Origin of the sequence: Niallia circulans (assembly GCF_007273535.1) — a bacterium.
Lineage (GTDB): Bacteria > Bacillota > Bacilli > Bacillales > Cytobacillaceae > Niallia > Niallia circulans_B.
In genome coordinates this window covers 287,542-312,383 of the sequence record NZ_RIBP01000001.1, presented here as the reverse complement: position 1 = coordinate 312,383, position 24,842 = coordinate 287,542, and the positions used below count along the sequence as shown (strand labels likewise).

21 protein-coding genes and 2 pseudogenes are annotated in these 24,842 nt (G+C 34.3%); 6 read left to right on the top strand and 17 right to left on the bottom strand.

Annotation, left to right across the window (positions count from 1 at the left end; all coding sequences use genetic code 11):
• Positions 1-249: 249 nt before the first annotated feature.
• Positions 250-705, top strand: a complete 456-nt coding sequence (locus CEQ21_RS02395; RefSeq protein ID WP_144458034.1) for a MerR family transcriptional regulator — start codon at positions 250-252, stop codon at positions 703-705.
• A gap of 32 nt (positions 706-737) precedes the next feature.
• Here the strand turns inward: CEQ21_RS02395 and CEQ21_RS02390 are convergent, their stop codons facing one another.
• Complete coding sequence (locus tag CEQ21_RS02390; protein WP_185763087.1) at positions 738-1,100, bottom strand: winged helix-turn-helix transcriptional regulator; 363 nt, start codon at positions 1,098-1,100, stop codon at positions 738-740.
• Between the two features lie 332 nt (positions 1,101-1,432).
• Here CEQ21_RS02390 and CEQ21_RS02385 point away from each other — a divergent pair, with 332 nt between their 5' ends.
• Positions 1,433-2,350: an aldo/keto reductase family protein gene (locus CEQ21_RS02385; protein WP_213087324.1), complete on the top strand. Its 918-nt coding sequence runs from the start codon at positions 1,433-1,435 to the stop codon at positions 2,348-2,350.
• 642 nt (positions 2,351-2,992) lie between these two features.
• On the opposite strand, the gene CEQ21_RS02380 is transcribed toward CEQ21_RS02385, so the two are convergent.
• From CEQ21_RS02380 to CEQ21_RS02370, 3 genes are all read right to left on the bottom strand, one after another.
• Positions 2,993-3,517 (bottom strand): HNH endonuclease signature motif containing protein, encoded by a 525-nt coding sequence (locus CEQ21_RS02380; RefSeq protein WP_185763086.1) that lies wholly within the window; start codon positions 3,515-3,517, stop codon positions 2,993-2,995.
• Between the two features lie 470 nt (positions 3,518-3,987).
• Positions 3,988-4,377, bottom strand: coding sequence for a tautomerase family protein (locus CEQ21_RS02375; protein WP_185763085.1), 390 nt, complete (start codon positions 4,375-4,377; stop codon positions 3,988-3,990).
• Between the two features lie 263 nt (positions 4,378-4,640).
• Positions 4,641-5,081 (bottom strand): DUF4944 domain-containing protein, encoded by a 441-nt coding sequence (locus CEQ21_RS02370; protein ID WP_185763084.1) that lies wholly within the window; start codon positions 5,079-5,081, stop codon positions 4,641-4,643.
• A gap of 127 nt (positions 5,082-5,208) precedes the next feature.
• Between CEQ21_RS02370 and CEQ21_RS02365 the strand changes: the two genes are divergently transcribed.
• Positions 5,209-6,216 carry an amidase domain-containing protein gene (locus CEQ21_RS02365; RefSeq protein WP_185763083.1) on the top strand — a complete coding sequence of 336 codons (1,008 nt, stop codon included), beginning with the start codon at positions 5,209-5,211 and terminating at the stop codon, positions 6,214-6,216.
• Between the two features lie 653 nt (positions 6,217-6,869).
• Here CEQ21_RS02365 and CEQ21_RS02360 read toward each other — a convergent pair.
• The 5 genes and pseudogenes from CEQ21_RS02360 to CEQ21_RS02340 form a co-directional block, all read right to left on the bottom strand.
• Positions 6,870-8,148 (bottom strand): annotated as a pseudogene (locus tag CEQ21_RS02360) (IS110 family transposase).
• 402 nt (positions 8,149-8,550) lie between these two features.
• On the bottom strand, positions 8,551-8,847 hold the full coding sequence (locus tag CEQ21_RS02355; protein ID WP_185763082.1) for a putative quinol monooxygenase: 297 nt from the start codon (positions 8,845-8,847) through the stop codon (positions 8,551-8,553).
• A 913-nt stretch (positions 8,848-9,760) separates the two neighbouring features.
• A complete protein-coding gene (locus CEQ21_RS02350; RefSeq protein ID WP_235907143.1) occupies positions 9,761-10,927 on the bottom strand; it encodes an FtsW/RodA/SpoVE family cell cycle protein in 1,167 nt (388 codons plus the stop codon).
• A gap of 544 nt (positions 10,928-11,471) precedes the next feature.
• Positions 11,472-12,644, bottom strand: a complete 1,173-nt coding sequence (locus CEQ21_RS02345; RefSeq protein WP_185763081.1) for an iron-containing alcohol dehydrogenase — start codon at positions 12,642-12,644, stop codon at positions 11,472-11,474.
• Positions 12,645-12,966: 322 nt separating this feature from the next.
• Positions 12,967-13,494, bottom strand: coding sequence for an ECF transporter S component (locus CEQ21_RS02340; protein ID WP_185763080.1), 528 nt, complete (start codon positions 13,492-13,494; stop codon positions 12,967-12,969).
• A gap of 149 nt (positions 13,495-13,643) precedes the next feature.
• Between CEQ21_RS02340 and CEQ21_RS02335 the strand changes: the two genes are divergently transcribed.
• Positions 13,644-15,041, top strand: a complete 1,398-nt coding sequence (locus CEQ21_RS02335; RefSeq protein WP_185763079.1) for a MocR-like pyridoxine biosynthesis transcription factor PdxR — start codon at positions 13,644-13,646, stop codon at positions 15,039-15,041.
• Between the two features lie 812 nt (positions 15,042-15,853).
• On the opposite strand, the pseudogene CEQ21_RS02330 reads toward CEQ21_RS02335, so the two are convergent.
• The 5 genes and pseudogenes from CEQ21_RS02330 to CEQ21_RS02310 all read right to left on the bottom strand — a co-directional run.
• Positions 15,854-16,786: pseudogene (locus CEQ21_RS02330) on the bottom strand (IS3 family transposase); the annotation flags it as partial.
• 835 nt (positions 16,787-17,621) lie between these two features.
• Positions 17,622-18,638: a 2,3-butanediol dehydrogenase gene (locus CEQ21_RS02325; RefSeq protein ID WP_185763077.1), complete on the bottom strand. Its 1,017-nt coding sequence runs from the start codon at positions 18,636-18,638 to the stop codon at positions 17,622-17,624.
• Positions 18,639-18,951: 313 nt separating this feature from the next.
• Entirely contained in the window at positions 18,952-19,779 is an 828-nt protein-coding gene (locus CEQ21_RS27215; protein ID WP_185763076.1) for a methyl-accepting chemotaxis protein, read from the bottom strand.
• An 11-nt stretch (positions 19,780-19,790) separates the two neighbouring features.
• Entirely contained in the window at positions 19,791-20,627 is an 837-nt protein-coding gene (locus CEQ21_RS27345; protein ID WP_328593450.1) for a methyl-accepting chemotaxis protein, read from the bottom strand.
• A gap of 451 nt (positions 20,628-21,078) precedes the next feature.
• A complete protein-coding gene (locus tag CEQ21_RS02310) occupies positions 21,079-21,969 on the bottom strand; it encodes an aminoglycoside phosphotransferase family protein (RefSeq protein WP_185763074.1) in 891 nt (296 codons plus the stop codon).
• Positions 21,970-22,419: 450 nt separating this feature from the next.
• Here CEQ21_RS02310 and CEQ21_RS02305 point away from each other — a divergent pair, with 450 nt between their 5' ends.
• Positions 22,420-22,620 (top strand): hypothetical protein, encoded by a 201-nt coding sequence (locus CEQ21_RS02305; RefSeq protein WP_185763073.1) that lies wholly within the window; start codon positions 22,420-22,422, stop codon positions 22,618-22,620.
• A gap of 39 nt (positions 22,621-22,659) precedes the next feature.
• On the opposite strand, the gene CEQ21_RS02300 is transcribed toward CEQ21_RS02305, so the two are convergent.
• Positions 22,660-22,908 carry a hypothetical protein gene (locus CEQ21_RS02300; protein ID WP_185763072.1) on the bottom strand — a complete coding sequence of 83 codons (249 nt, stop codon included), beginning with the start codon at positions 22,906-22,908 and terminating at the stop codon, positions 22,660-22,662.
• Between the two features lie 435 nt (positions 22,909-23,343).
• On the opposite strand from CEQ21_RS02300, the gene CEQ21_RS02295 reads away from it, so the two are divergent.
• Positions 23,344-23,541: a hypothetical protein gene (locus tag CEQ21_RS02295; RefSeq protein WP_185763071.1), complete on the top strand. Its 198-nt coding sequence runs from the start codon at positions 23,344-23,346 to the stop codon at positions 23,539-23,541.
• A gap of 49 nt (positions 23,542-23,590) precedes the next feature.
• Here CEQ21_RS02295 and CEQ21_RS02290 read toward each other — a convergent pair whose 3' ends face one another.
• Positions 23,591-24,103, bottom strand: coding sequence for a hypothetical protein (locus tag CEQ21_RS02290; protein WP_185763070.1), 513 nt, complete (start codon positions 24,101-24,103; stop codon positions 23,591-23,593).
• A 198-nt stretch (positions 24,104-24,301) separates the two neighbouring features.
• Entirely contained in the window at positions 24,302-24,838 is a 537-nt protein-coding gene (locus CEQ21_RS02285) for a GNAT family N-acetyltransferase (protein ID WP_185763069.1), read from the bottom strand.
• Positions 24,839-24,842 lie beyond the last annotated feature (4 nt).

Below are 24,842 nucleotides of genomic sequence, written 5' to 3'. Positions count from 1 at the left end.
TTTATTGCCCTCCTTTTTAATTCTCTATTCAAGTTCTATTGAAAGTTCCCATTAACTTACTTGAATTATGAGCTTAGAACCTTTAACATTTGTAACTATATACCCTTCGGGTTACACGAAGTCAACTTTTTAACAACCTATGGGGTTTACAATCTTAAGAAGTTAAAGTACTATCACCTTACTACCTTCGCGTTACACGAAGTCAAGAATTAAATATTAAATTTCCCATGAAATATAAGGAGGGCTTACATGTACACTGTAAAAGAAGTTGCCAAACTACTTGATTTAACTCAACATACTGTTCGCTTTTATACTGATAAGGGCTTAGTTCCAAGTTTACAACGTGATAAAAATAATAATCGAATCTTTAATGACGACTCTATACAATGGCTTTCAGGTGCAAAAAAATTAAAAAAATGTGGTATGTCAGTAGAAGATATCAAAAAATATGTAGACCTGTGTTTGGAAGGCGGCTATACTATGCAGGACCGATATGAAATGATAGCAAAGCAAAAAGAATTAGTTCTAGCTCAATTGGAAGAAATAAAAGTAATGGCAGAATATATTACTAATAAAGAGAAACACTACCGTGACATTATAAATGGCATAATTCCAGATGACACAAATCCTTCCAATTGGCAAAAAAATAGAGATGTTAATTCATCCTGTCCTTTGTTGTTAAATGATAAAAAGCCGATTTCTTAAAATAGAAATCGGCTTTTCTTTATCAAAATTAGTTAAATCTTGTTTGTTCGCTTCGTTAGAATTTCATTCTCATATGTCTCTCCCCAATCCCTCATAAGAAAGATAATAGGCTTCAACGTTTCTCCAAATTCTGTTAGAGAATATTCTACTTTGGGAGGAATTTGCTGGTATATTTCACGATTTACAATACCATCTTGTTCTAACTCACGAAGTTGCAATGTTAGCATTCGTTGAGTAATTTTAGGCATTATTCTTCGTATTTCATTAAAACGCTTTGGACCGGAAATTAAGTGATATAAGATGAGACCTTTCCACTTTCCACCTACTACATCTACTGTAACCCCGACAGGACAAGCAAAGTCTTCTTGACTAATTTCATTATCTAAATCTTTCATAATGTCACTCCAATAAGTTCATTTTAAGTATAAAAAAGTATACTATACAACAAATTGTATCCTATACAACAAAAATGTGCCTACTTACATTTATATACTAGCTATTGTACTATTGATTTTGCAAGTACAGATTAGAAATTTTACAAAAAGGAGCGTTAATATATATAAGAGAATAATTCTATTTCACCATTAGAAAATACTGCACCAAACAATCTACTCTATAAACTAGGTATTAGGATTAAGTCCTAGCGATAATACTAAAAATAAAGTTCTACACCGTGTTAATAAATATACAAAAAAAATTTTTTCTCATAAATTGGAGGTTAATAATAATGGAATTATTACAATCAACTCGTAATGGAATGGGCATGCCCCTTGTAGGATTCGGCACTTTTCAATTATCAAAAGACCAAGCTGAATACGGAGTAAAAGAAGCACTTAAAGCAGGTTTTAGACACATTGATTCATCTGAGGCGTACGGTAATGAAGATGGCACTGGTAACGGGATTAAAACATCTGGTATATCAAGGGATGAAATTTTTGTAACTACTAAACTTTTTCCAGGATCCACTTTCTTAGGAACACCCGATAAAAACTACAAACAAACTATCGAAACGCTTAAAAATCAGCTGAAAGAGCTTCAGTTAGATTATGTAGACCTTTACCTAATACATGCTCCGCTATCCGAACTTAGACTAGAACAGTGGAATGCCTTTATAGAGCTTAAAAAATTAGGACTTGCCAAGCATATTGGTGTTTCAAATTACAATAAAGGGACAATCCAAGAAATATTGGATGCGGGATTACCTAAACCTGAAGCAAACCAAGTGGAGTTTCATCCAATTTCTGCACAAGTGGAATTGACTAAGTACATGAAAGAAAATTCAATTGCACCTATTGCTTATAGTTCTCTTGCTCCTCTTTCAACTTGGAGAGTTGCAGAAGGACAAGGTGGAGAAGTTCTTGCGGAGATAAAAGCAGAATCTCAATTGGTAACTAAAGAAATTGCTACAAAACTTAATGTACCAGAAGCAAAATTACTATTGCGTTGGGGATTGCAACATGGCTATGGTGTACTTACAAGAAGTAGCAAACCAGAGCGAATTCGTGAAAATTTAAATCTATTTGATTTTAAAATTCCAGAAAAAGAAATGGAGCGTTTGAATCAATTAGACCAGAATAAAGCAATAGCTTGGGCAGCAAGTGGCATAAATCCTATGGATGCAGTTCCACCATTAAAAGTAAATTAATTTATTACAAAAGCTTTTCCTAACATCTAAAAGGTAGCTTCGAAAAAATGTATTAACAAATAAAAGCATTAATCCAATCTGGGATTAATGCTTTTATTTGTTGAAAAATTGCGAAAAACCTCTCCGATTACCCATAATCCTTGTTCTGCTCCCTCAGATTTATACGGATATCTCTCGAATGCTCACTTATTCGCAGGATTTCATAACCCTTTTAATCGGATAATATACGATGTTAATGAGTTCAGATTATTTTTGGCTTCGTGAAGGCATGGATAAATAAAGGAGGTAGCTAACACTCGATGATTATATTATCTCTTCGAGAACACTATAAATAATTAAGCAACAAAATCTATATGCGGTTGAACCTTTTTGGCACAATATGCTTCGTTATTACGTGCTATTCTTACAAATACCCTTCCTTGCCAATTTACCGACTAATTTCATAATGGATTTCATCTTAGATATACAACTCCCTTTAAAATATTTTGATTTTCTTATTTATACAGATAGGTAAGAGTTTGAAGTTATCGCTCCCTTTTCCCCCTGTTCACACCGTACGTGAAACTTTCGAATCATACGGCGTTCCAACTAATCCAATCTATTCTTTCTATGTATTAAGCAATCGAGTGCTGTTTTCCAAAGTTAGATTATTTCATTTTGACATCTTAATCGTAGTTTATTTACTTTTTCTTTTTGCCTACTTGTAAGCTTTAGAGATTGTAAAAGAGCTTCTATTTTCACTTTATCTTTTAGGTGTACCAATTGATGAATTGTTTTATGAATAACAACTAAGTTTGAATAACTATCATCTTTTGAAAGATGATAAGGGTTTATGTGATGACAATGCCATTCATGAATCCCTAACCCTTCACCTAGAATTGCACATTTGCCATATTGGGCAATAAACTTACTAATTCGATTGTCGTTATATTCAATAGATCTACTCGGAATGTAATTTCTCATGATGTAAGAAAGCATATTTTTATCAATAGCCTTTAGGCTATTGTGAATTTTCTCTCTACCTTCGGCAGTAAAGTTACATATCACTTGCGAGAATCCAAGTGTCTTTTTCCACCGTTGCGCATGGATGGGGACAAACACCATTTTTTGTATTCTATACAGTTTTGTCTGATATCCCTTGTATCTTTTCTGTAAGGTTTTAGTCATCTCATGGAACACATTTCTATGTATAGCAGGTATAGACCCGTACATTCAGAAGTTTGTCAGCTTAACCATTTATTTTAGGTTTATTCGCATTCTCACCATATTCATTCAACTCAAGCACCATGAATTACACCACTCCATCGAGTAGGCTTTCGTCAGCCGAACTGATACGGTAATTTCTCACGCCTTTTCACCGAGCTTATAACACTATCAACCTTACTAAATCAAGTGCTATTCGACTAAGAGAGAACCCTTCCGAGCGTTACCTCATCATTTGATTCTTCGATATAACCCTTCAGTTCCGAAAGGAACTGCCTAACCTTTACCGGAGTAATGTAACCATCCTCCATTTAACTAGGAACATTTCGCACCGCTAAACTGCCATGTTAGCCCCATAACAAAAAAGGAACGCCGCAGCGAATCCTCTTGTGCTCAGCACTCGTTAGTTGAACAATCAGCTGACCACCTTATTTTCAAATATTAACATTATAATTTAGTGTAAGTTCATCACCTGGTAATCCCCTAATTCCCCAATTATGTTTAGGGGTTTCAAATATGGTGATTTCCACATCCTGAGAAGTTATTTTTAACTCGTTTTTAATTCGTTTGAACAGTAAATTAATCAACTTCTTCTTACTTTCTACTGTCCTACCTTCAAATATACTTATTTCAATTATGGTATAATCCTCTGTTCTTCCGTCCGCAAATAAAAAATCATCTTTATCCATAGGAAAGAAGCGATGAAACCTCTTTTCTGATGGATACTGAAATGCATCCATAACACAAGAATGTATTACCTCAGATAATTGTTTTTTTATTGGGTTTAAACTTTCTTTGAGACCAAACACTCTAATTTGTGCCATTCTCAATTCATCCTTCCTTAGCTACTCTAAACTCATCTAACTTAATTAAAAGATATTCAATAAACTTTATAAATATCCTCCTTCAACTATGCTGCCACGTTTCTTCCACAAGCTAGTTTTCATTTATTATAGGAATTGTGCCTTTTTAATCATAAAGTAATTAAGCTGCAGTTAATTTACTCATCTTAAAAGACACTATCTTTTAAACATAGAAAACAGGCATTAGAAGTCAAGATTTGAAACTTTTAATGCCCGTTTTCTATTTATTCTTTTTTTAAGGTAATATGCGATTCATGCTCAATGTTGTTATCGCTCCACTTTATGATTATTTTTATCGATTTACCATTTATTTCCTCTTTTTGAATTCCTTCCATATAAGTCATTTCATCTTTGTCCGTTATATTGCCACCCTCATCATTACTTTCCCTCTCAATTACATCATATACTTTATTATCAATCTTAGATGTAAAACTAACTATATTAATATGTTGTTCTTCCTTTTTCGAACCTTTCCAATATAGTTTTCCTATATGATAATCTTTTCTATCTGTTTCTTGTATAGTGAAACTCCACTTCTTGTCATTACTTGTCCCACTCCATTTATCGCTAATAGGGATAAACTTAATGCTAAGTAATATAAGTACAAATATAATGCAGATAGTAAGAAAAACTATGATTGGAACAGTTACTTTATTATTGTTCACTCAGTACACCTCTTCAATAAATTTAAAACAGTTTTATTATATTCTAACAGATTACATTGAAATTATCCAAAATATACAATAATATGTAATAATATAGAAAAATATGAATTTTTTTGGAGGATTTAGGTTGATTAGAAAAGCATTAGGATTTTTAATTTTGTTTTTATTATTTGGTATAGGCTATAAAGCCCATGCAAGTGAACAGACGTTCTCAATTGATAGTTTTACAGTAAAGCAAGGGGAAGAAGCTTTAATAAACTATCTAAAAGATAAGAACTTGGAATATCAGGTGGGCTCTGAAGATTTTATTAATACAGTTAATAGATTAGCTGAAAATAGTACGGAATTTGAAGGTTATAATTACGATTTATTATCAGCTTATGCTAGTATATATAGCAGCGAATTTGAAAAAAACTTAGTTATGAGTCAAAATAATGAGACCAAATCATTCTTCTCCCTTGATAATTCTCTAGAGAACATGACTATAGAAGAAATAAGAAATGAAAATATAAAAAAGAATCAAGAAATTGAGGATAAAATTAATAATGAACTACCTATAGATAATTCCTTGCCAAAAATGCAAGCTAAAGCAGTAACTGGTAGTTCAAGTTTTTCTCCAACAGCTGCAAAGAATTATATGAAGACACATTGGGATACTACCACTTCTGAAAGATATAATTATTACGGTGGATCTGGAGGAGACTGTACTAACTATGTTTCTCAAGTGCTTTATGCTGGGGGGATGGGTATGACAGGAAGTTTTGAGGGGGGATATCCGAATAAAAGGCCTACCACTAAATACTGGTATAGCAAACTGAATAAGTGGGGTTATATCTATAACACTACTTCTTGGATGAGAGTAACCGATTTTTATAGTTACTGGGTTGGGACTAAGAAGCACACTGTCTCTAAATATAGTACTGCTAAAAGTGCTTCTAAATATGCAAATACAGGTGACGTAATCCAATTTTATAAAAACTCAACAGGAACGTGGTATCATACAGTCGTAGTCTATGACAGAAATGGTGAAAAGGATACGATCCGTTATTCTGCCCATAGTGATGCTCACCTTCATAAGAGCTTATCAACTGTAGGAGATTCAAGCCACGATTTTAGAGTTATTTTTTTCAATTAGCGTAATATAATGTATCTAATATAAATCATTATGTAAACAAAAGACGGAATATAGCCAAATCATCCGGGCCTATTCCGTCTTTTTGCGTTTTTGTATTACAGATACATAACCCATAGTGGTGTACGTATAAAAAGCATGACTAGATATTTGTGAAAAGAACTTTAGCACCAAATGCCCTACTACTAATGAATAGGGCTATATAGTTCTAAGCTGTATATTAGTATATATCCATCCTCATTATTTTATGTGAAACTTAGAGAAAGTTGCTGTTCCCCCTAACTCCCTCAATAAACAAACATTTTTCACTTAAATACGCAGTTTTTCTCCATATTTCTATCAACTCACTTAGTTTGTATGAAAAATAAACAGTTTAAAAAGAAAATGAGCGCAAAAAAACTAGCCCAATCTTTGGTTAATTTCAAAAAGTTTTATAAATAAGAATTTACGCACCAATGGATGTCCCCATCTCTTTCTGGGGTCTAGCCTCCCAAGTCACAAAGTCTACGCTCCTATATTCCTTCGTTCAACCTTTCCAAAAGGTAGATGTCGGTCACGCTGCTACACAGGATCTAAGTCTATTGCCGACTAATCCCATGCTGATTTTGTCCGTTCATCTTTCCAAATCTAATTGTTAATAGTTAGTTTTATAGTGATTAAGCTGCTACTGGTTCCTGGATAAATGCATGCATATGAGGGATGTCCTTCAACATCTTCTCCTCTTGGAACAATAGAGAAGAGTATACGGATGAGCTTGTTACACAAAGCAATTAAAGACTGCATCTTTTTCAACGGATTGTCAGGTCTCGTTGTGTAGTAAAGATGTAGGGCTTTAAAGGCCATGTTCTTGGCTACTAGAATCATAGATGCCCGGAATAACAATGCTCGTAATTTCTTTCGACCACGTTTGGTTATTCTGGTCCTCCCTTTATGCTTTCCTGATGTATTTTCTTTTAAGCTGAGTCCTGCCAGTTTGGTTATCTGACGGGGATGATTGTATTCACTCAAATCGCCTACTTCAGCGAAAAAACCCGCCACTGTATCGCGTCCAATTCCTGTTATTTCTAACATTTGATCAACGCCTGGAATATCTTGAAGCAGTGTATCCAGAGTTTGGTCAAGCTCTTCGAACTTGGCTTGAATGAGTTCATACTTATGAATTAACGTTCTTAATTCCATTTTAGCCATCATGGCGCCCTGACGAATGCCAATCGAGCGATTGGCGGCTTCTTTTAAGGCACGAATCTTCTTTATTCCTATACTTCTTTTCACTGCTTGCCTTAGATAATCCAGTAATTCTTCATCTGTATATTCGCCTATTTCGTAAGGTAAAGCATCGAGTTTTAATAAATGAAGAGCTGCCTTCCCTTCCCAACTTTTAAAAACGGTAAAGAACTCTGGAAAGTATCGATCAATCCAGTTGTGTACCTGTCCTTGCACAATTTGTAAGTCTACATTTAATAGATCACGTAATTTCTTACCCACACGCAGTTCCGCAAAAACTCCTTGTGGTATCGTTGGTTCGGCGTATCTACCATCCTTGACTAGTTGTGCAATGACTTTTGCGTCTTTTACATCATTTTTTGTTGGAGAGTTATCGTCTAACTCCTTACTGTACTTGACGTGTAAAGGGTTGACCGTTACGAACTTAATCTGTTCCTCCTTTAGAATATGAGCTAAATTAAGCCAATAATGGCCCGTAGGATCCATTCCAGTAATGACAGACTCCATTTCGCATGACTCTTTTATTTTATTAATCCAATCAATAAATGTCCTAAATCCTTCTTGAGTATTATCAAAAAAACAAGTAGAACCTAGCTCCATTCCACGATAATCCTAAGCTCTAGCTACATGATGATGTTTGGCAATATCAATACCAATTACTAAGGTTTTAGGTGTGATTTGAGCTATTTTATGATTTTGGTTATAATTCATAGTGAGACCTCCGATTAGATGTTTTGTCCTTTTAGCGCGCCAGCTTTGGACATATTTATCTTATCAAGAGGTCTTTTTTCATTCAAATCGCATTTTCACTTATTACAGGAATGCTGCCATTATAGTTGCATAAACAGAATGCCATACCTTTTTATAGAAAAACTCCTTCACCTACGTACTTTATCTCTCAATTAGCCAATTTCACAAGAAACAGAGCGTTAACTCCTGAAATGAGCGTTAATCCTTCTTAGATTGAAATTAAACATACCAAAAACACGCCTAACCCTTAAACAGGAATCAGGCGTGTTTTTGGTATATTTATTGCTTCTACTTTTCACCATATCTGTAAACAGAAACCATAGTTAGTTACTTTCCCCTTTATAACACTACAGCTGCCTAAAGTTAAGGAAGACTCGTAACAGGCGTATAAAAAGTACGCTCCCGTTTTTCGAGTAGTGGAACGATAGTATCTAAAACAATTCGCTTAAAGTACGGTGTTTCTGAGTGGCGGGCAAGTGCTTCTTCGTCTTCATATTGTTCAAACAATAAAAAAGTGTCACCGTCATCTTTTGAGCGGTTCACTAGATAGTTAATACAGCCCTTCTCTTCTTTAACTAACAAGATCATTTCTCTTAATGCTTGTTCTACCGTATCACCCATTCCAGCCTTACATTGATAATTTGCTGTCATAACGATCATAGCTTGTATGCTCCTTTTATTTAATAAATGCATAATAATTGTTAAGTATCAGTTTAGCGACTCGAAAACTGACTTGGCAAGTAAAAAGAATCGTAAAATAATTACTATTCCATTGTACTTTGATCCTTTACCCTAATAAGGCATGTATTCGATTATTTCTGTTGAATTTAACAGAAATGCTGCCATTTTAACTATCTAAGAACAAGTACTGTCTTGAAAATTTTGGGTTTGGTTTCAAATTATTGAGTTAGTGGAATAACTAGAATAGCTTATTAGGATTGACGAAGCGAAAGTACTCGGAGTATAAATAATTCTGCTCTAACAGACAAAAGCTTTCCTAGTTTTCTTTAATTCTTATAAAAATATAATAAATGATTGAACTTACTTTCAACTTAAAGATTCAATGCCTACCCAGTTTAATTCTTTACCCTTTTATGATTTACTTTGGCCTTATCGAATAATTATCAATTATGTGTGCAGATAAATAAAAGTATTTCACCCCAAACTCTAAAACTCTTTTTTTACCTTTAAACACAAGCTTAAAACAATTATATAAGCTTCTTACTTTCCCTGCCTTATTTAGAATGTTTATTCTTTATCAAAAAAATGTACAAAGGGAGTGTTTTTCGTGAACGGAAAAAGAGTCTTATATCAAGAGAAAGAATATATAGTAGTTCACAAATATGATACTGGATTTTGTGAGTTAAAAACCTTAGATTACTTTCAGTTTATACTTGTACATGAATCAGAATTAACATTTTTAGATTAGAAAACCTGCAGCTTTCATTCATTCCATATAAAGTTATGCATATTAATCTATCCATTCACAATAGCAATAATAGCCATAACACCAACAAAAATAATAGCTCCTAGACATATAGAGGCAAGTATCTTCACTCTTAATCTTAAACCGTCACGCATATTTATTCCCCTCAAACATATGGTTCTTCGTTTTGGCAGAGATGTTTAAAATTAAGGTTAAAGATAACATATTGGCTAGGATGGAGCTGCCTCCGTAGCTTAATAGAGGTAACGGTATACCGGTGATGGGAACTAATCCAATTACCATTCCCACATTTTCAAAAATATGAAATGTCAGCATAGAAACAACACCTGCAGCTATTAAGCTTTCATATTCTCCTTTACTTTTTATGGCAATTACAATTATTCGATAGATAAGAAGAAAATATAAAGTTACGACAACACTTGCACCAAGGAATCCGTATTCTTCCCCTACTACAGAAAAAATGAAATCTGAGTGTGCCTCTGGTATGTTTACTTCTCCTTTCATGTATCCTTTCCCATAGTTAGTGCCTGACCCAATCGCTAAAATCGATTGACTTAACTGATAGCCAATTCCTCCACTATATTCGAAAGGATCTAACCAAGAATGTATTCTATTTAATTGATACTGGTCTAGTACCAGCAACAATGTATCCGGGTAATAAATATAAATAAACACCAAAGCACCTATAACGGACAATACAGTTGAGAAAAACACCGTAAGTATTTTCCAGTTTACTCCCGATAAAAAAATGATCCCAAACATGATGATAAATATGACCATACCCGTCCCTGCATCTGGTTGCAATAAGATAAACAACAGAGGAACTAGCGTTATCCCTACTATCTTTCCAATCAACACCATATCTGTTGAAATTGTACGATGAATGTTTTTTTCATTATGGTCAACTGTTATTTTAGCTAAAAACAGAATTAAAAAGATTTTCATAAACTCCGAAGGTTGGACAGAACCAACTCCTTTTATGCTAAACCATGCCTTAATTCCTTTAGTGGCCGGAGCTATTGATTCTGGAGCAAGAAACAAAACTATCAACAAAAATACTCCAAATAAATATATATATAAAGACAATTTCTTAATCTGCTCCATGTCAAAATAATAAATAACAGATGTAACAATTAATCCCACTGCATACCAAAATAATTGCATGCTCGCAAAGTCTTTATGGTATGGCAGGTACTTCTGTGCACTGTGAATGTTAATAATACTTATAGCCATTAATAATATAATGATGAACAATAAGGGATAATCAAAGTTGTTTCTATCTCGGCTAGTCAATCCAATTCTCCTTTCCAAATCGCTGTCTCTTTTTTTAAAAAAAATAATTTCTTCATTCTTTAATACCAGTATTAAGACGCAAGTGAGAAAGTTCTGGTTTCAGGAAATTTGAGATTGATGAAAAAACATAGATTTTCTTTCTGTAAATAAAAAGGATACTCAGCCCCTGTTACAGACTAAATATCCTTTAAAATTAAGTAACCTATAATAACTTTGGGATTTCTACTGTTAAAGTTTCATTCTTATGTAATTAAATTAATAAATACTGTCATGGTTATCCCATTATAAGAACCCCCAAACTGAAAAAGTATCAGCAGAATTATGTAGAAGAAGAAATATTACAGTAACTATAATAATTACGAAAAGAAAGCTTATACCTATTCGTTTCATATATTCACCTACCCTTCATTTTTTAAAAGCCTATTAAATACAAGTTATTTCAATTTCCCTTGGACTTTCCATGCACTATTTTCCCGCTTAAATTCTATTGCATATCCACAAAAAAAGCAGCAGATATACATCTACTACTTTTCTATTGCTTATTTTACAAGGAAGCCTTCAGGATTGATAAAATATCTGTCTTATTTAAATTTTTAAAGTTGCCAAAGCCTCCATGCTCCATCTCAAGGGCAGCTATTTCTGCTATTTCGTCAAGTCTCTCTTCTCCGATATCGTAATCAGATAATCTTGATGGTGCTCCAAGGCTTGACCAGAAAGCACTTAGCTTATCAATTCCCTCTAAAGCAATTTCTCTGTCACTCTTTCCTGTTGTATCAATATCAAACATACTCAACATTAGACGCTTCATACGAACTACATCTTTATCTAGAACGTGTCTCATCCAATTTGGGAATAAAATTGCTAATCCGCCTGCATGGGGAATATCATAAACTGCTGATACAGCATGCTCAATTGTATGAGAAGCCCAGTCGCCGAAGTACCCCATTTGAAGTGTGCCATTTAATGCAATTGTTCCTGAATATAGAATCGTTTCTCGGTGTTCGTAGCTTTGTAAATCCTCCAGCAATTTCGGTGCTGTTTCAATCACTGTTTGTAATACGGAGTAGCACATACGGTCTTGTAAAGGTGTGTTTTTCACATTGTGGAAATATTGTTCAAATACGTGACTCATCATATCGACCATACCATAAACTGTTTGATCTCTTGGAACAGACATAGTATTAACAGGGTCTAAAATTGAAAAGGAAGAGTGTGTTACATCACTCCCCCACACATATTTTTCATTTGTTTCCCAATTAGTAATAACAGAATCCGGGTTCATTTCAGAGCCGGTTGCTGCTAGTGTTAAGACTGTTCCGTACGGTAGCGCTTTTGTAGCTGTAACTTTTTTGTTGATGATATCCCAAACATCACCGTCATACAGTGCTCCAGCAGCGATAGCTTTTGTACAATCAATAACACTTCCTCCGCCAACAGCTAACAAGAAATCAATATTTTCATTTTGACAGATAGCAATTCCTTTTTGCACCGTAGATAATCTAGGATTCGGTTCTACTCCAGCTAACTCTAGCACATTTACATTTAAATCTTTTAATAACGTAACAACTTGATTATATAATCCGTTTCGTTTGATGCTTCCTCCACCGTAAACGAGTAAAATATTTTTTCCGTATTTAGGAATTTCCTCTGCTAATGCTTCAAGCTGATTTTTTCCAAAGATTAATTTTGTGGGATTACGATAAGTAAAATTTTCCATAAAAGTTTGAAATACCTCCTAGATGAATTTTATGTACATGGTCGCATTTCGCAAACAAGAATGTAAGTATAATCATAAAATCAAATAAAAACAAGAGAAAAGTACTCGATACGCGTACTTTTCTCTTGTTTGTTTTTAGTAAACATCTATTCCATTATCAGATTGAATACAAAATGATTACTGTTAAATCGAGTGGATGGTTGCAAAAGGGCATTAATCCTTGTCGGATTAATGCCCTCGATTACCATATTGTTTTTATAGAAGATTTACAAATAAACCTGTATAAATTAAGCCAAAAACAACTTTTGCAAATTCCTGTTAATTATATGGAATTAGAACGCCCAACCCTTTTCATAAATCCATTTGCAAGTGGCACAACAATAACTCCAGCAAGGACGAGCTGCATGATATTACCTGGGATGGAGCCGAATGGCTGAATCCAGTTTCCGTAAAGGACAACTTCTGTGAAATAGTAGCCGACAACTTTGATAATTAGGGCGACAACTACTGCCAGTACATGTACGTAAACCTTTTTGCCTGGCATCCTTTCAGCAATAAGGCCTGCTACATAGCCCATTGCTCCAACGATAACAAATGTAAATGGAGCCCATAATGTCCAGCCTGAAACAATATCGAACAGAGCCATTCCGAAGGCGCCTACTATTGCGCCTGATTTTTTGCCAAAAACAAAGGCAGCAATCAAAAGCGGTACGTTACCCAAATGAATAAGTCCCCCATTACCCATCAGCGGCAGCCTGATATTGATAAACATTGTAGCCAGAAACGTTAAAGTAATAAATAGTGCATTGAGAACCAGAATTCTTGTTTTGTTTTGTTCTGTCGTGAACATGTAAATCCCCCTTGTTATTTCCACGTGGTTGTATACCAATTTATAAAAAGAATTTCCACTTCTTTAATGATTACTAGTATAATGAAATCTGACAATATAAAAAGTGCCACTTTTCCAAAAAACAACATGGTCAGAACGGAGGGTTCCAAATGGATATGCTTATGTTTGAACTGAATAAAAACACAACAAAACCCTTGTATGAACAGCTTTATATTGGTATCAAAACTGCTATTTTGCGGCAACAAATTGAAGTTGGCACAAAACTTCCCTCCAAAAAAAAGTTGGCCGAATTTTTGAACATCAGCCAAACAACCATTGAGGTGTCGTATGCTCAGCTGATTGCAGAGGGCTTTATTATGTCAAAACCGCGGATAGGTTATTTTGTAGAGGATATTAATGAATTACCTTATATTGAAACAGAACAGGTTGAGTTGCCTGTGGAGCATGCAGAAAATCAAAATATTCAATTTGACTTTCATCCAGGAGAAGTCGATACAGACTCCTTTCCTTTTCCACTGTGGAGAAAATACGCAAAAAATTTATATGATCTTCCTTCTAAGGAATTGTTACAGAATGGAGAACCTCAAGGGGAATACACATTAAGGACTGAAATAGCAAAATACCTGTATCAATCACGAGGAATTGTGTGTAAACCAGAGCAAATTGTCATTGGCTCGGGAACAGAACAGCTCCTCCCGATGATTTTAAGACTGCTTGAAAATGATTCAAACTTTGCCCTTGAAAATCCTGGCTATTCGGCCATCCCTAGAATTCAACTGCAAAATAAAGCAATTCCGATATCAGTTGATGAAGATGGATTGATTGTCGATGAACTGGAAAAAACAAATGCAAATGTGGTTTACATCACGCCATCCCACCAGTTTCCAACTGGTGCTGTCCTGTCCGCCACAAGAAGAACACAGCTAATGCATTGGGCAGCAAAGCTCGAAAATCGCTACATCATTGAAGACGATTATGACAGTGAATTTCGATACACCGGAAAACCCATTCCCGCCCTGCAAGGAATGGATCAAAACGATAAGGTGATTTATCTGAGCACGTTCACCAAGTCATTAATGCCTTCATTACGAGTGGCCTATTTTGTTTTGCCTTCACCATTGCTGAAAAAATATAAGGAAACATTCAATTATTATTCAGCAACAGTACCAAGATTCGATCAGCATATAGTAGCAAGCTTTATGAGAGACGGTCATTTTTCCAAACACTTAAACCGAATGCGGAAAATTTATCGTAAGAAGCTCGATAAATTGACCCATATCTTTCATACAGATTATCCTGAAGTTATGATTACTGGAGATCAGGCCGGGATGCATATTTTAATTTCCCTTCCCCTCCAAAAAAGTGAAAAGGAGCTACAAACAATTGCAGCAGAAAGCTCTATTGCCATTTACCCTGTAACTGATTATCTGTTAAAGCCAATTGAATATAAGTATCCAACGTTTTTGTTAGGATTTGGCGGCATCCCATTTGACAAAATCGAGGAAGGCATACACCAATTGATGCAATGCTGGGGAATAGCAAGATAATTAAAGAGATAGCTTACGTATTTTTATGTTTAATTACTTAAAGGCATTTAAGCGGAAACAGCTTTCGTATTTTTATATCTTTGATTTCAATCACGTCTTCTTAAGGTAACTATTCCAAAGACTGTAGGTTAGAGGTTATTCTCCTTTTTTTAAACATGCACAAGCCTTGATTTTCAAGGCTTTTTATTGTTATTTAAAATGTCCAAATCACCAAAATTACATGCTAATTTATAGATTCATTTATACTTTTTCCTTTCTGTAAAAGAAACAGTGTTTTTTCTTTTCTCTTTTTGTAATTTATCATTTTATTAATACATTTCTTCACAAATTCTCCACAAAAACATTTTCAGATAATATATTTATTATCAATTTTAAGAGTACTTTTAATAAACAATACATTCATATCCTAAATAATCTATGAATCCAATAAATCCCTATCTGCCTACATAGCAAATAAACCCTTATCATACAATCAAATAATCTAGGTTAATACCCTTTTAATAGCGTAGTCAACTAAAAGGAAAAAGCTACTCTTTCTAAAAAGTAGTCTTAAAATATCATTAAAAATATTAAACATTAGATTAAAAGTCCTTTAAAGATTGACAATATTCATAACAATCTAAGTGAAGTATTTATCTTTTTTTATTTATCCCTATAATGGGAATTGAATTGAGCATTCTAATTTAGAGATGTTTGATTTAAAAGCTGCACAAGGAGATTATTTTAGGAGGTGTCAAAATTGTTAGTACAAGAGAAAGTATCGAATAGAGTCTGGATTTGAGTCAATATTTTAGACACAAAAAAGTTAAGAACTACGCTGATTGTTTCATTTGATCTTCCACTGTCTGAGGAGTATTGTAATCCAAACTACTATGTATTCTTTTTCTGTTGTACCAACCTTCAATAAATTGAAACATCGCTAGTTTGGCTTTGTGGTAGTCTTGATATTGTACATGATTTACTTCTTCTTTCTTTAAAATAGCGTGAAAGGACTCGATACAGGCATTATCATAAGGACAACCTTTTTGGCTAAATGATTGAATAATGCCATGAGATTCAACGTATTGCATAAACTCAGAGCTTGTGTATTGTGAACCTAGATCTGTGTGTAGAAGTAAACCTTTGGCTGGTTTTTGAGTAGAGTAAGCGTTTCCTAAAGCGGTCATTACTAAGTCTGTTGTCATGGAACGTGAAAACGAATAACCGACAATTTTCTTGGAATGTAAATCCATTACAGAAGCCAGGTAACACCATCCGTATCTTACCGTGTAAATGTAGGTGATATCTGCGACCCATTTCTCGTTGATTGTGGTGGTAGAGAAGTCTCTATTTAACAGGTTCTTGCGTTCCATCACTTTTTCTCGGGTGGAGTATGGACGGTATTTTTTCTTGGTTATCGAACGGATTTTTGCTTTTGTCATGAGTCGCTGTACACGTTTTAAACTCACAGAGAGCCCACTTTCTAGAAGTGTTCGATGTATTTTTGAGGCGCCATATCGTTCTTTACTCTCTTGATGGATTTGTATTATTTTCTTGGTTATCGCCTGATTTTCACGTTCACGGGTGGACTCTATTTTCTGTAAAGAATGGTAATAGGTACTTCTCGGAACAGCCAATACATCACACATCATTTGAACCGAGTAATGTTTATTGTGTACCTCCATAAAATCGGTAAGCTCTGTATCGGTTATTTTTTTCGCGAATATGGCTAAGGAATTTGTTAGCAGTGGCGAACATTCTGTCATATTATCCACTCACTCTATCGATATTATAAACGTAATGGCAGATGAAATCCTTATCCTTAGTGAGGGCAAGCTTAGCAGATTAGATAAATCTCATTCCGATATCAAAAAATTAAAGGAAATTATTTCGAAAAATTCAAGTAGGTGAAAAATGAAAAAGGTGTCTACTGTTTTAATATTTGTCCTATTAATCGGATGTCAATTATTTATGTTAGGTTATGGATATAAGCTAGTTGATGAAGATGAATATTATCATTTCATAAAATTGTTCCAAACAGATATTAACTATAAACTTGTCTTGTTAATGCTAATCCTATTCATAATAGCAACTATTCTATTTTTTGTTTACGTATCTATTACATTTTATTTAATAATAGCCAATAAAGTTTTAAATTTACAGTTGAATGCCCATTTTGTGTACTATTTAGTTTCTATAAATCTTATCATTACTGCATTTCAAGTGTTAATACAAGAAATGATCAGCAAAAATTTACTGCTTTCTTTATATTTAAATCCCCTAGTTTTACTTAGCATAACAATTATTTTTATACTTCTGATTTACAAAACGAAAAGGGTATTAAATTCCCTCTTACTTTCTATGCTATTTTACATAGTCAATATACTTATTACACTTATTTTTGTATAAAAACAACATAGAAAAGAAGCTGGGACAAAACTAAAATACAGCCTATCCCTATCTAAACATGAATAATAAATTATTTTTTCTAACTTTAATAAATTATGAATTCGAGATTAAAAATATCAAAAAAAACTGAACTATTATTCGATATTCGAGAAAATAGTTCAGTTTTAACCTAGATTTATATACTTATGTTCATTAGCTCGGACGAACTAAAATTTTACATTCTTTTTTATCACTTATCAGTTTCTCAAAACCGTCTTCCACAATATTATCTAACTCTATAATACTTGTGATGACTGGTTCAACATTCAATGAACCCTTCGATAACAGATCGATCGCTTGGGCAAAGATATTATTATAACCTAGAGAGGAATTGATTTTTTTCTCACTGACTACTTGAGTTGTCGGGTGATACGTAATTGGATTAGCGAACACACTTACAATCATGAACTCACCATTAGGTTTGATGCAATCAAGTGATTGGTTGAAGGTAGCTTCCACACCAGCAACGTCAAAGGAAACATCCACTCCGCCATTTGTATGTTCTTTAATAATTTGAACGGCATCCTCTTCCAGCGGATTGATTACAACATCTGCTCCCATTTTCAGTGCTAAATTTCTGCGTTCCTCACTAACCTCCGCTACGAAAATCTTACTAGCTCCTGCTGCTCTTAAGCTTTCAGATAACAGTAGTCCGATTGGTCCTGCCCCAAACAGAGCGACACTATCGCCAATTTTGAACTTGCTTTTCCTAATTGCCTGCAATACAACGGCAAGTGGTTCAACTAAAGCTGCGTATTCATAGCTAAGTGTATCAGGTAACACAAATACATTAGCCTCTTTTACTACAACATATTCAGCGAATCCGCCATTTTCGTGAATGCCATATGATTTCATATCAGGACAAATATTATAATTCCCTGTTTTACATGTATCACACTCGCCACAGCCCCAAATTGGTTCAATGGCAACTCTGTCGCCAGCTTTAAGTTTAGTTACATTACTTCCGACTTCGACAATTTCTCCCGTAAATTCATGACCTAAAATCATTTTATCCTCTGTTACAAATGTCTTATGTAAATATTCATGTAAATCTGTGCCACATATACCTGCGAATTTAACTTTGACTTTGACAGTTCCTTCTGTAACTGCTGGTGCAGAGACTTCCTCTATTCTTACATCCTTTGAACCGTAATATACTAAAGACTTCATATATTTATCCCCCATTCTCAGTAACTAGTTGTCATAATAAATAGTAGAGTATGCTATCCACTCCATTAATCGTGGATACTTCCTCGTACTTATCCATGACTACCTCAATAAACTAAACCCATACTCACTTTTTATATGTAACCATGTTACTCAATACAATTAACATGCTCTTAAAAAAACTTGTTTATCTATAACTCAATCAGTAATTCCAGAAGGTATGTGTGCTTTTACCTTCATTTCGACTGATTAGTTGTTAATCGAAATTTATTAAAAAGTAGTTATATAGAAGTATCCCTACTAATAAAAATTCTTTTTAAGAAGTGATAGTTTTGATGTATTGGCCGATCTCATTGCTTTGGTCGTTTAGGTTTTGGATATCCTCCATAAACTCTACCATTACACGGGATTGCTCTGCTGATGCAGTTGAGACTTCACCGATACTCAATGTCAAATTCTCCATGTTTTTCTGTATTTCTTGCAGTGATTTACCGATTGTGCCAACTGCATCCTTCGTACCGATGGAAAGCTTGCGTATTTCATCTGCCACGACACCGAAGCCTCTGCCGGCATCACCTGAACGTGCTGCTTCAATTGCAGCATTTAAGCCAAGCAAATTCGTCTGTGCTGAAATGTCTTCAATCAATTTAACAACCTTGCTAATTTCCTGAGAATTTGCATTAGCATGTGCTGCTTGGCCATCTATATCTGTGCTTGTTGCGGAAAGTTCTTCCGCTTGAGCAGCAACCTGCTGTACTTTTCCTTGCAGACTGCTGACAATAGCGCGTAATTCATCCAGATCTTTATCTAAAATTTCTTCGTCTTTCAATGTTTTCGTGATTTGAAAAACACCGACAATCTCACCGTTTTCATCACGAATTGGATTGGCAGAATAGTGCATGCCAACGCCATAGCGTTCTTTTGGAATATGTATCTTTATTTTTTCGCCATTAAGTGCTTGTCGCAGTATATCATTATCGTCAGTAAAGGCAAAGTCACCGACCTTAACACTATAGTCTAAATCTTTTGACTGAGAAGAAAAAATGAAATTTTCTGTATCTGTAACAACCACAGCACAATTTTCGCCAAGGTTTTTTTTAATTTCAGGCGCAAGTTTAACCAACGCTTGTAGTGTTAAATGCATAATTTACTCTCCTATTCCTGGTTAGTTACCTTCTTCATATTTTCAATTATTTGTTTACTTTTTGCATCCAAGGCTTGAATATCATCCATGAATTCAACCATAATGACTGACTGCTCATCTGATGAAGTGGACACTTCATTGATGCTGAGGGTTAGATTTTCAATACTAGCCCGAATTTCAGTTAAGGACTTACCGATAGTCTTCACCGCGTCCTTTGTATTGTTAGATAGTTTTCTAATTTCATCTGCTACAACACCGAATCCTCTTCCTGCTTCACCAGAACGAGCCGCTTCGATGGCTGCATTTAATCCAAGCAGATTTGTCTGCGTAGAAATTTGTTCAATCAATTGAACTACTTCACCTATTTGGCGGGAGTTTTGGTTTGCACTTTTTGCTTGATCGTTAATGTCACTGCTTGTTGCAGAAAGCTCTTCAGCTTGAGCAGCTACATACTGCACCTTACCTTGCAATGCATCAATTACCTCATTAATTTTGTTAAGCTCTTTATCTAGCTTATCTTGGTGCTCTAATGTTCGTGATAAAGATAACAGTCCAACGATTTCGTTTGTTTCAATATCCCTAATTGGCGTGATGGATGTTACGACTGGCGCACCGAATATTTTGTCATCTTCTGTTTTAGAAACAATATGTTCACCCCTAAGTGCCTGCACATAGACATCGTGTTCATCAAGCCTTGACCTTCCGACTTGAATGTCCAAATTTAATAGAGTTGATGGGGCGAAAAATACAAACTTCTCCGTATCCAGCACACCCATTGCGGCTGTCGGTCCAAGTGTATCTTTTATAATCGGGGCAATATTGACTACTGCCTGAATCGTAGAATTCATAAAAACGATCTCCTCCATATGTACTTTTCCTTTATATCGGTAATATGTACCAAATGTGAAGCAAATCACTAAAAAAAAGACGGATTTTTGTCACTTTTTGTAGAAAAACGAGGAATTCGCACTAAAAAATTAATAAAAAGCCCTTTTTCAAGCCAAAGTTAACCTTTTCAAAAAGTAATTGTTTTAACTACGTTAAACTTTTTTATAGTGAACTCTACATTACCTTAAGATTATTTATATTCTTCTCCTCATGATAGTTATTATTGTTGGACTTTCATTTAATTCTGCTCTAAAACAACACAAAATCCCTGCCAAGACAGAACATGACAGGGAATTATTTCAATAGAATCACTCATACTAGAAATTTATAGAAAGACGGAATAACTATGGGACATGTAAGCACAAAGAATATTTCTCATCTTTAACAAGCCGAAATATCCATCTTTTTTAATTATTCTCCTGAGTCCATATCTGCTAAAATCTCACCCAGTGTTCTTTTTGCTTGCGTAACAAATTGAGGGTTGGTTTCTCGGTAGTATGGAATGATAAGCACTGCCTGATGAAGTGCATACCCTCTGGCACGAAGCCACGTATCTTTGTCAGCATGAATGGAATTTTGAAAGACTTTCCGTCCTTGGGAGTTGAATATACTCCAAGCTGGTATGAGGTCAAACGCCGGATCTCCCTTACCAACACCGCCAAAGTCGATGACCGCAGCTAACCGACCGGAATGAACCAAAAGATTTGTTCTAAGCAAATCAGCATGAATCCAGACTGGATTACCATTCCAAGCAGAGGCTTTACACGCTTCTTCCCATGCTGCCAATACTCTGTCTCTATCCAGCAAATCGCCAGCTTCTTCAATACCTTCTAATGTTTTTTGATGTAACTCAAGCAAAGGTAATCTCCCTGCTTTAGGCGCATCTGCTGGCACATCAAGTGAGTGCAGCTCATTGACAAAGTTCGCCAAATCCTTAGCGGATTCTCTTTCGTCTTGAATTAACTCATCAGAATAATTACTGCCCTCTATCCATTTGTATATTGCCCAGTTCACAGGGTAGGAAGCAGTTGGTTTACCTAAGAAAATCGGTTCAGGGATTTTAAGTGACAAGCGGGAAGCAAGATAAGGAATCCATTTCCACTCTTTTTCTATATCTGCCCATTCCTCAACCCTGGGTAGGCGAATATAAAGCTCTTCCCCAAGCCTGTAAACATGATTTACCGTACCAACTGAATTCACTGGTTTTATGGGTAACGTAGAAAATTGAGGGAACTGTTCATTGATTAGATCTCTGATAAAACTTAGATTAACATCCAATTCATTATCATGCATTTTGCTCATATTTCCACCTCTAGTTTATTTTACTGTTCTCAATTCATTCTTCTTTTCATAGAATACATCTTATTTATATCTGCTAAGAAAAAGCAACCTTATATAAAACGCTTTCAAAAGTAAAAAATAATAAAATAAAGAAGGATTATGATTGAGTACTATGCTGTCTTTTTTTATTACAGATAACTCCAAATCAAACTGTCTTTTTCTATCTTAAAGTGACACCATTAATAAATTCTTTATTAAAACCCGAATACCTTCTTCAACTTCCGTAATTACTACTAACTTGTAAAATCTATTATCCTGAGGATTTAATTAGGAAAGCATTACAGTCCATTTATTTCAAAGGGATACTGTCCTCTTTAGTACTTAGCCATAAATTATATGTATAGATGATAAGTTAATATTAAGTTATATTAAAATTATGGAATAATATTTAATTTCAGGAGGTATTTGGTATTGTATCTATTATTGTCCATTGTAATATCAACAATAAGTTTATACATAATTAATTTTTTAGGTCAAGGTGAAGGACCAACTATAATTATTGTTTTCATAAGGATATTATTTGTATTAAACAGCATTAATAAGAAATTAAAGAACTCAATTCCCACAGTTATGGACGGTAAAGAAGAACCGGAAGAAAAATATTGGCCTTGAGTCAATAGAAAAAAGAAATAGCAAGGATTAAAAAAGGTACTAATCTAAAAGTTGGTATCTTCTTTTAATAAGTATTAATCTTGCCTTTTTTGATTCTATTATTATGTTATCCAAGCCAATATCAATAAGAAGTGATATCTGGATTCCTATAAAGTAATAAACAGGGCCTCCAAAAATAGAAGCAAATACAATTGACCAAAAGAAACCAAAATCAGGTGTATAAAAAATAGAAGAATATACTATTGCAAATAAAATAACGGATAATGTTGCCGTTAAAAACCTTTTCATTACTTCACTCTCCACCAATCAAACCTAATACAATCAACCATATGTAAAAAACTAGCATAACTATTGTAGTCGTTGGTTTAAATTCCTTCTGCTATAATCCTGCCCTGTTGCTTCCATAAGAAAGTTTCTACATATATTACTGAAATGCTGCCCCCTTTCTATTGAAGGGAAATTACAAGGACTTTCCTTATAATAGAGAAAGTCCCTTAATATGTATTTTTAATGGTATCTAAATGCTTAGTGTTTAAATAAGCTTATGTATTCCATTCAAGTTCAGAATCATTTCCCATTTGTCACATTTGAAAGTGTTATCTAGAAGTCTTCTTCATCCGCTAGATAACAAAGATCGGTTACAATTAACATTCCACTTTCTGCTGTATAAGCACTACAATAAAAAGAGTACTATTCACATAAATACTAGGACAGGAGAAATACATGAAGCTAACCTATTCCCAAAAATTAATTAATACATTTCATAATTTTAATTATCTTATGTACCAAGCTCGTATGACTGGCTTCTTTGCTACAGCTCAAAAAGCAAACATAACAAACTTTGATTCGATAATCCAGAGCACTATTAGCCATGGTTTAGATTTAATAAGTGACGGTATGGTCCCCTATGATGTTAAATAATTATTTTTAATCTAGGGGAAAATAGATGAAGTTTTTTAAACAAGAATACTTATACTGATTGATCATTCAGCCATTTTTCCACTTTATTATCCATCTCTTTTCGTAATTCATCTATATTTCCACTATCATTATGTACTTTTCTTATATACCTCTTAGGAAACATTTTTTTTAAGGAAGACTGATACAGACTTCCATCTTGTGGTTCTGTATAGTCTATAACAGAATAAGCTCCTTCTTTTTCCTTTAATCTTATCACTGCTGCTAAAGACTGTCCTGATTGTTCTTGGACTCCAGTACTTTTATTATAGCCTGCATAATAAGACCACATATAAACGGTAATTACACCGTTTAATTCATTGGTACCATATACCTTATGAACCTCAAATTGTTTTTCTGTATCGGAAAATGAAGTAGAATATTTTTTGATTATATAATTAGAAATGGCATCATCCATCACTTTGTTCATTTGTTTATCTCCGTTAATTAACTTTTCATTACTCTTAGTACAGCCCATTGTAATTAAAAATATTAGTATAGAAAAAACTGTAATTACTTTTTTCACGTCCCAATCCCCCATTCTTAAATACAAACACTCGTATTTATTTCTTCTCTATTGGTTAGACGCTTATCTCCGAAACAAGTTACCAATTTTTTCAAATGTTATATTTACCCACACAAAAAAAGAACTGGACTTCTTTCTCTACAGTTCTTTAAAAACTTTTAAAGTTCACATCTTAATTGCCAATACTTAAATAAAAATTTACCTTTCTGACTCTAATATGGCATATTCTAATTCATCTTCCCACATTATTTTGTCACCCTTAACATATTTACACTTTTGTATAAAATGTGCTTCCCTGCGCATATTGCATTTTTCTAAAACCTTCCATGAACCGATGTTTTTAGGATGACATAATGCACAAACTCTATGCACATTCAATACGTCAAAACTGTAATCCATTAATGCCCTTGTCATTTCTGTTGCATAGCCTTTGCCCCAGCCCTCTTTTAATAATAGCCAACCTATCATTGCTGTATCAGTTTCATAATTTACGTGGATTCTGGAACGGCCAATTTTTTTCTGATCGTCTTTTGAAATTACTGCCATTTCAAAATTCACTTGCGGTTTTTCTTTCCAACCACCTACAACTTTATATAAATGCTTTTGAGCTTTCTCTACATTCATGACATCATTGGGCATATGTTTCATTATTTCTTCATTAGAGTAAAGATTCATAATAATATCCAAGTCGTTTTCATTAAACGGTCGCATTATTAATCTTTCTGTTTTAATCATGACA

What these genes read in the sequence shown, in the direction of transcription:
- CEQ21_RS02285 (WP_185763069.1), bottom strand. Translation starts at nt 24,838, where the DNA reads ATGATTAAAACAGAAAGATTAATAATGCGACCGTTTAATGAAAACGAC.
- CEQ21_RS02355 (WP_185763082.1), bottom strand. Translation starts at nt 8,847, where the DNA reads ATGATCGTTATGACAGCAAATTATCAATGTAAGGCTGGAATGGGTGAT.
- CEQ21_RS02300 (WP_185763072.1), bottom strand. Translation starts at nt 22,908, where the DNA reads ATGAAAAGGTTTTTAACGGCAACATTATCCGTTATTTTATTTGCAATA.
- CEQ21_RS02380 (WP_185763086.1), bottom strand. Translation starts at nt 3,517, where the DNA reads ATGACTAAAACCTTACAGAAAAGATACAAGGGATATCAGACAAAACTG.
- CEQ21_RS02385 (WP_213087324.1), top strand. Translation starts at nt 1,433, where the DNA reads ATGGAATTATTACAATCAACTCGTAATGGAATGGGCATGCCCCTTGTA.
- CEQ21_RS27345 (WP_328593450.1), bottom strand. Translation starts at nt 20,627, where the DNA reads ATGAATTCTACGATTCAGGCAGTAGTCAATATTGCCCCGATTATAAAA.
- CEQ21_RS02340 (WP_185763080.1), bottom strand. Translation starts at nt 13,494, where the DNA reads ATGTTCACGACAGAACAAAACAAAACAAGAATTCTGGTTCTCAATGCA.
- CEQ21_RS02335 (WP_185763079.1), top strand. Translation starts at nt 13,644, where the DNA reads ATGGATATGCTTATGTTTGAACTGAATAAAAACACAACAAAACCCTTG.
- CEQ21_RS02375 (WP_185763085.1), bottom strand. Translation starts at nt 4,377, where the DNA reads ATGGCACAAATTAGAGTGTTTGGTCTCAAAGAAAGTTTAAACCCAATA.
- CEQ21_RS02295 (WP_185763071.1), top strand. Translation starts at nt 23,344, where the DNA reads ATGAAGCTAACCTATTCCCAAAAATTAATTAATACATTTCATAATTTT.
- CEQ21_RS02310 (WP_185763074.1), bottom strand. Translation starts at nt 21,969, where the DNA reads ATGAGCAAAATGCATGATAATGAATTGGATGTTAATCTAAGTTTTATC.
- CEQ21_RS02325 (WP_185763077.1), bottom strand. Translation starts at nt 18,638, where the DNA reads ATGAAGTCTTTAGTATATTACGGTTCAAAGGATGTAAGAATAGAGGAA.
- CEQ21_RS02395 (WP_144458034.1), top strand. Translation starts at nt 250, where the DNA reads ATGTACACTGTAAAAGAAGTTGCCAAACTACTTGATTTAACTCAACAT.
- CEQ21_RS02345 (WP_185763081.1), bottom strand. Translation starts at nt 12,644, where the DNA reads ATGGAAAATTTTACTTATCGTAATCCCACAAAATTAATCTTTGGAAAA.
- CEQ21_RS02390 (WP_185763087.1), bottom strand. Translation starts at nt 1,100, where the DNA reads ATGAAAGATTTAGATAATGAAATTAGTCAAGAAGACTTTGCTTGTCCT.
- CEQ21_RS27215 (WP_185763076.1), bottom strand. Translation starts at nt 19,779, where the DNA reads ATGCATTTAACACTACAAGCGTTGGTTAAACTTGCGCCTGAAATTAAA.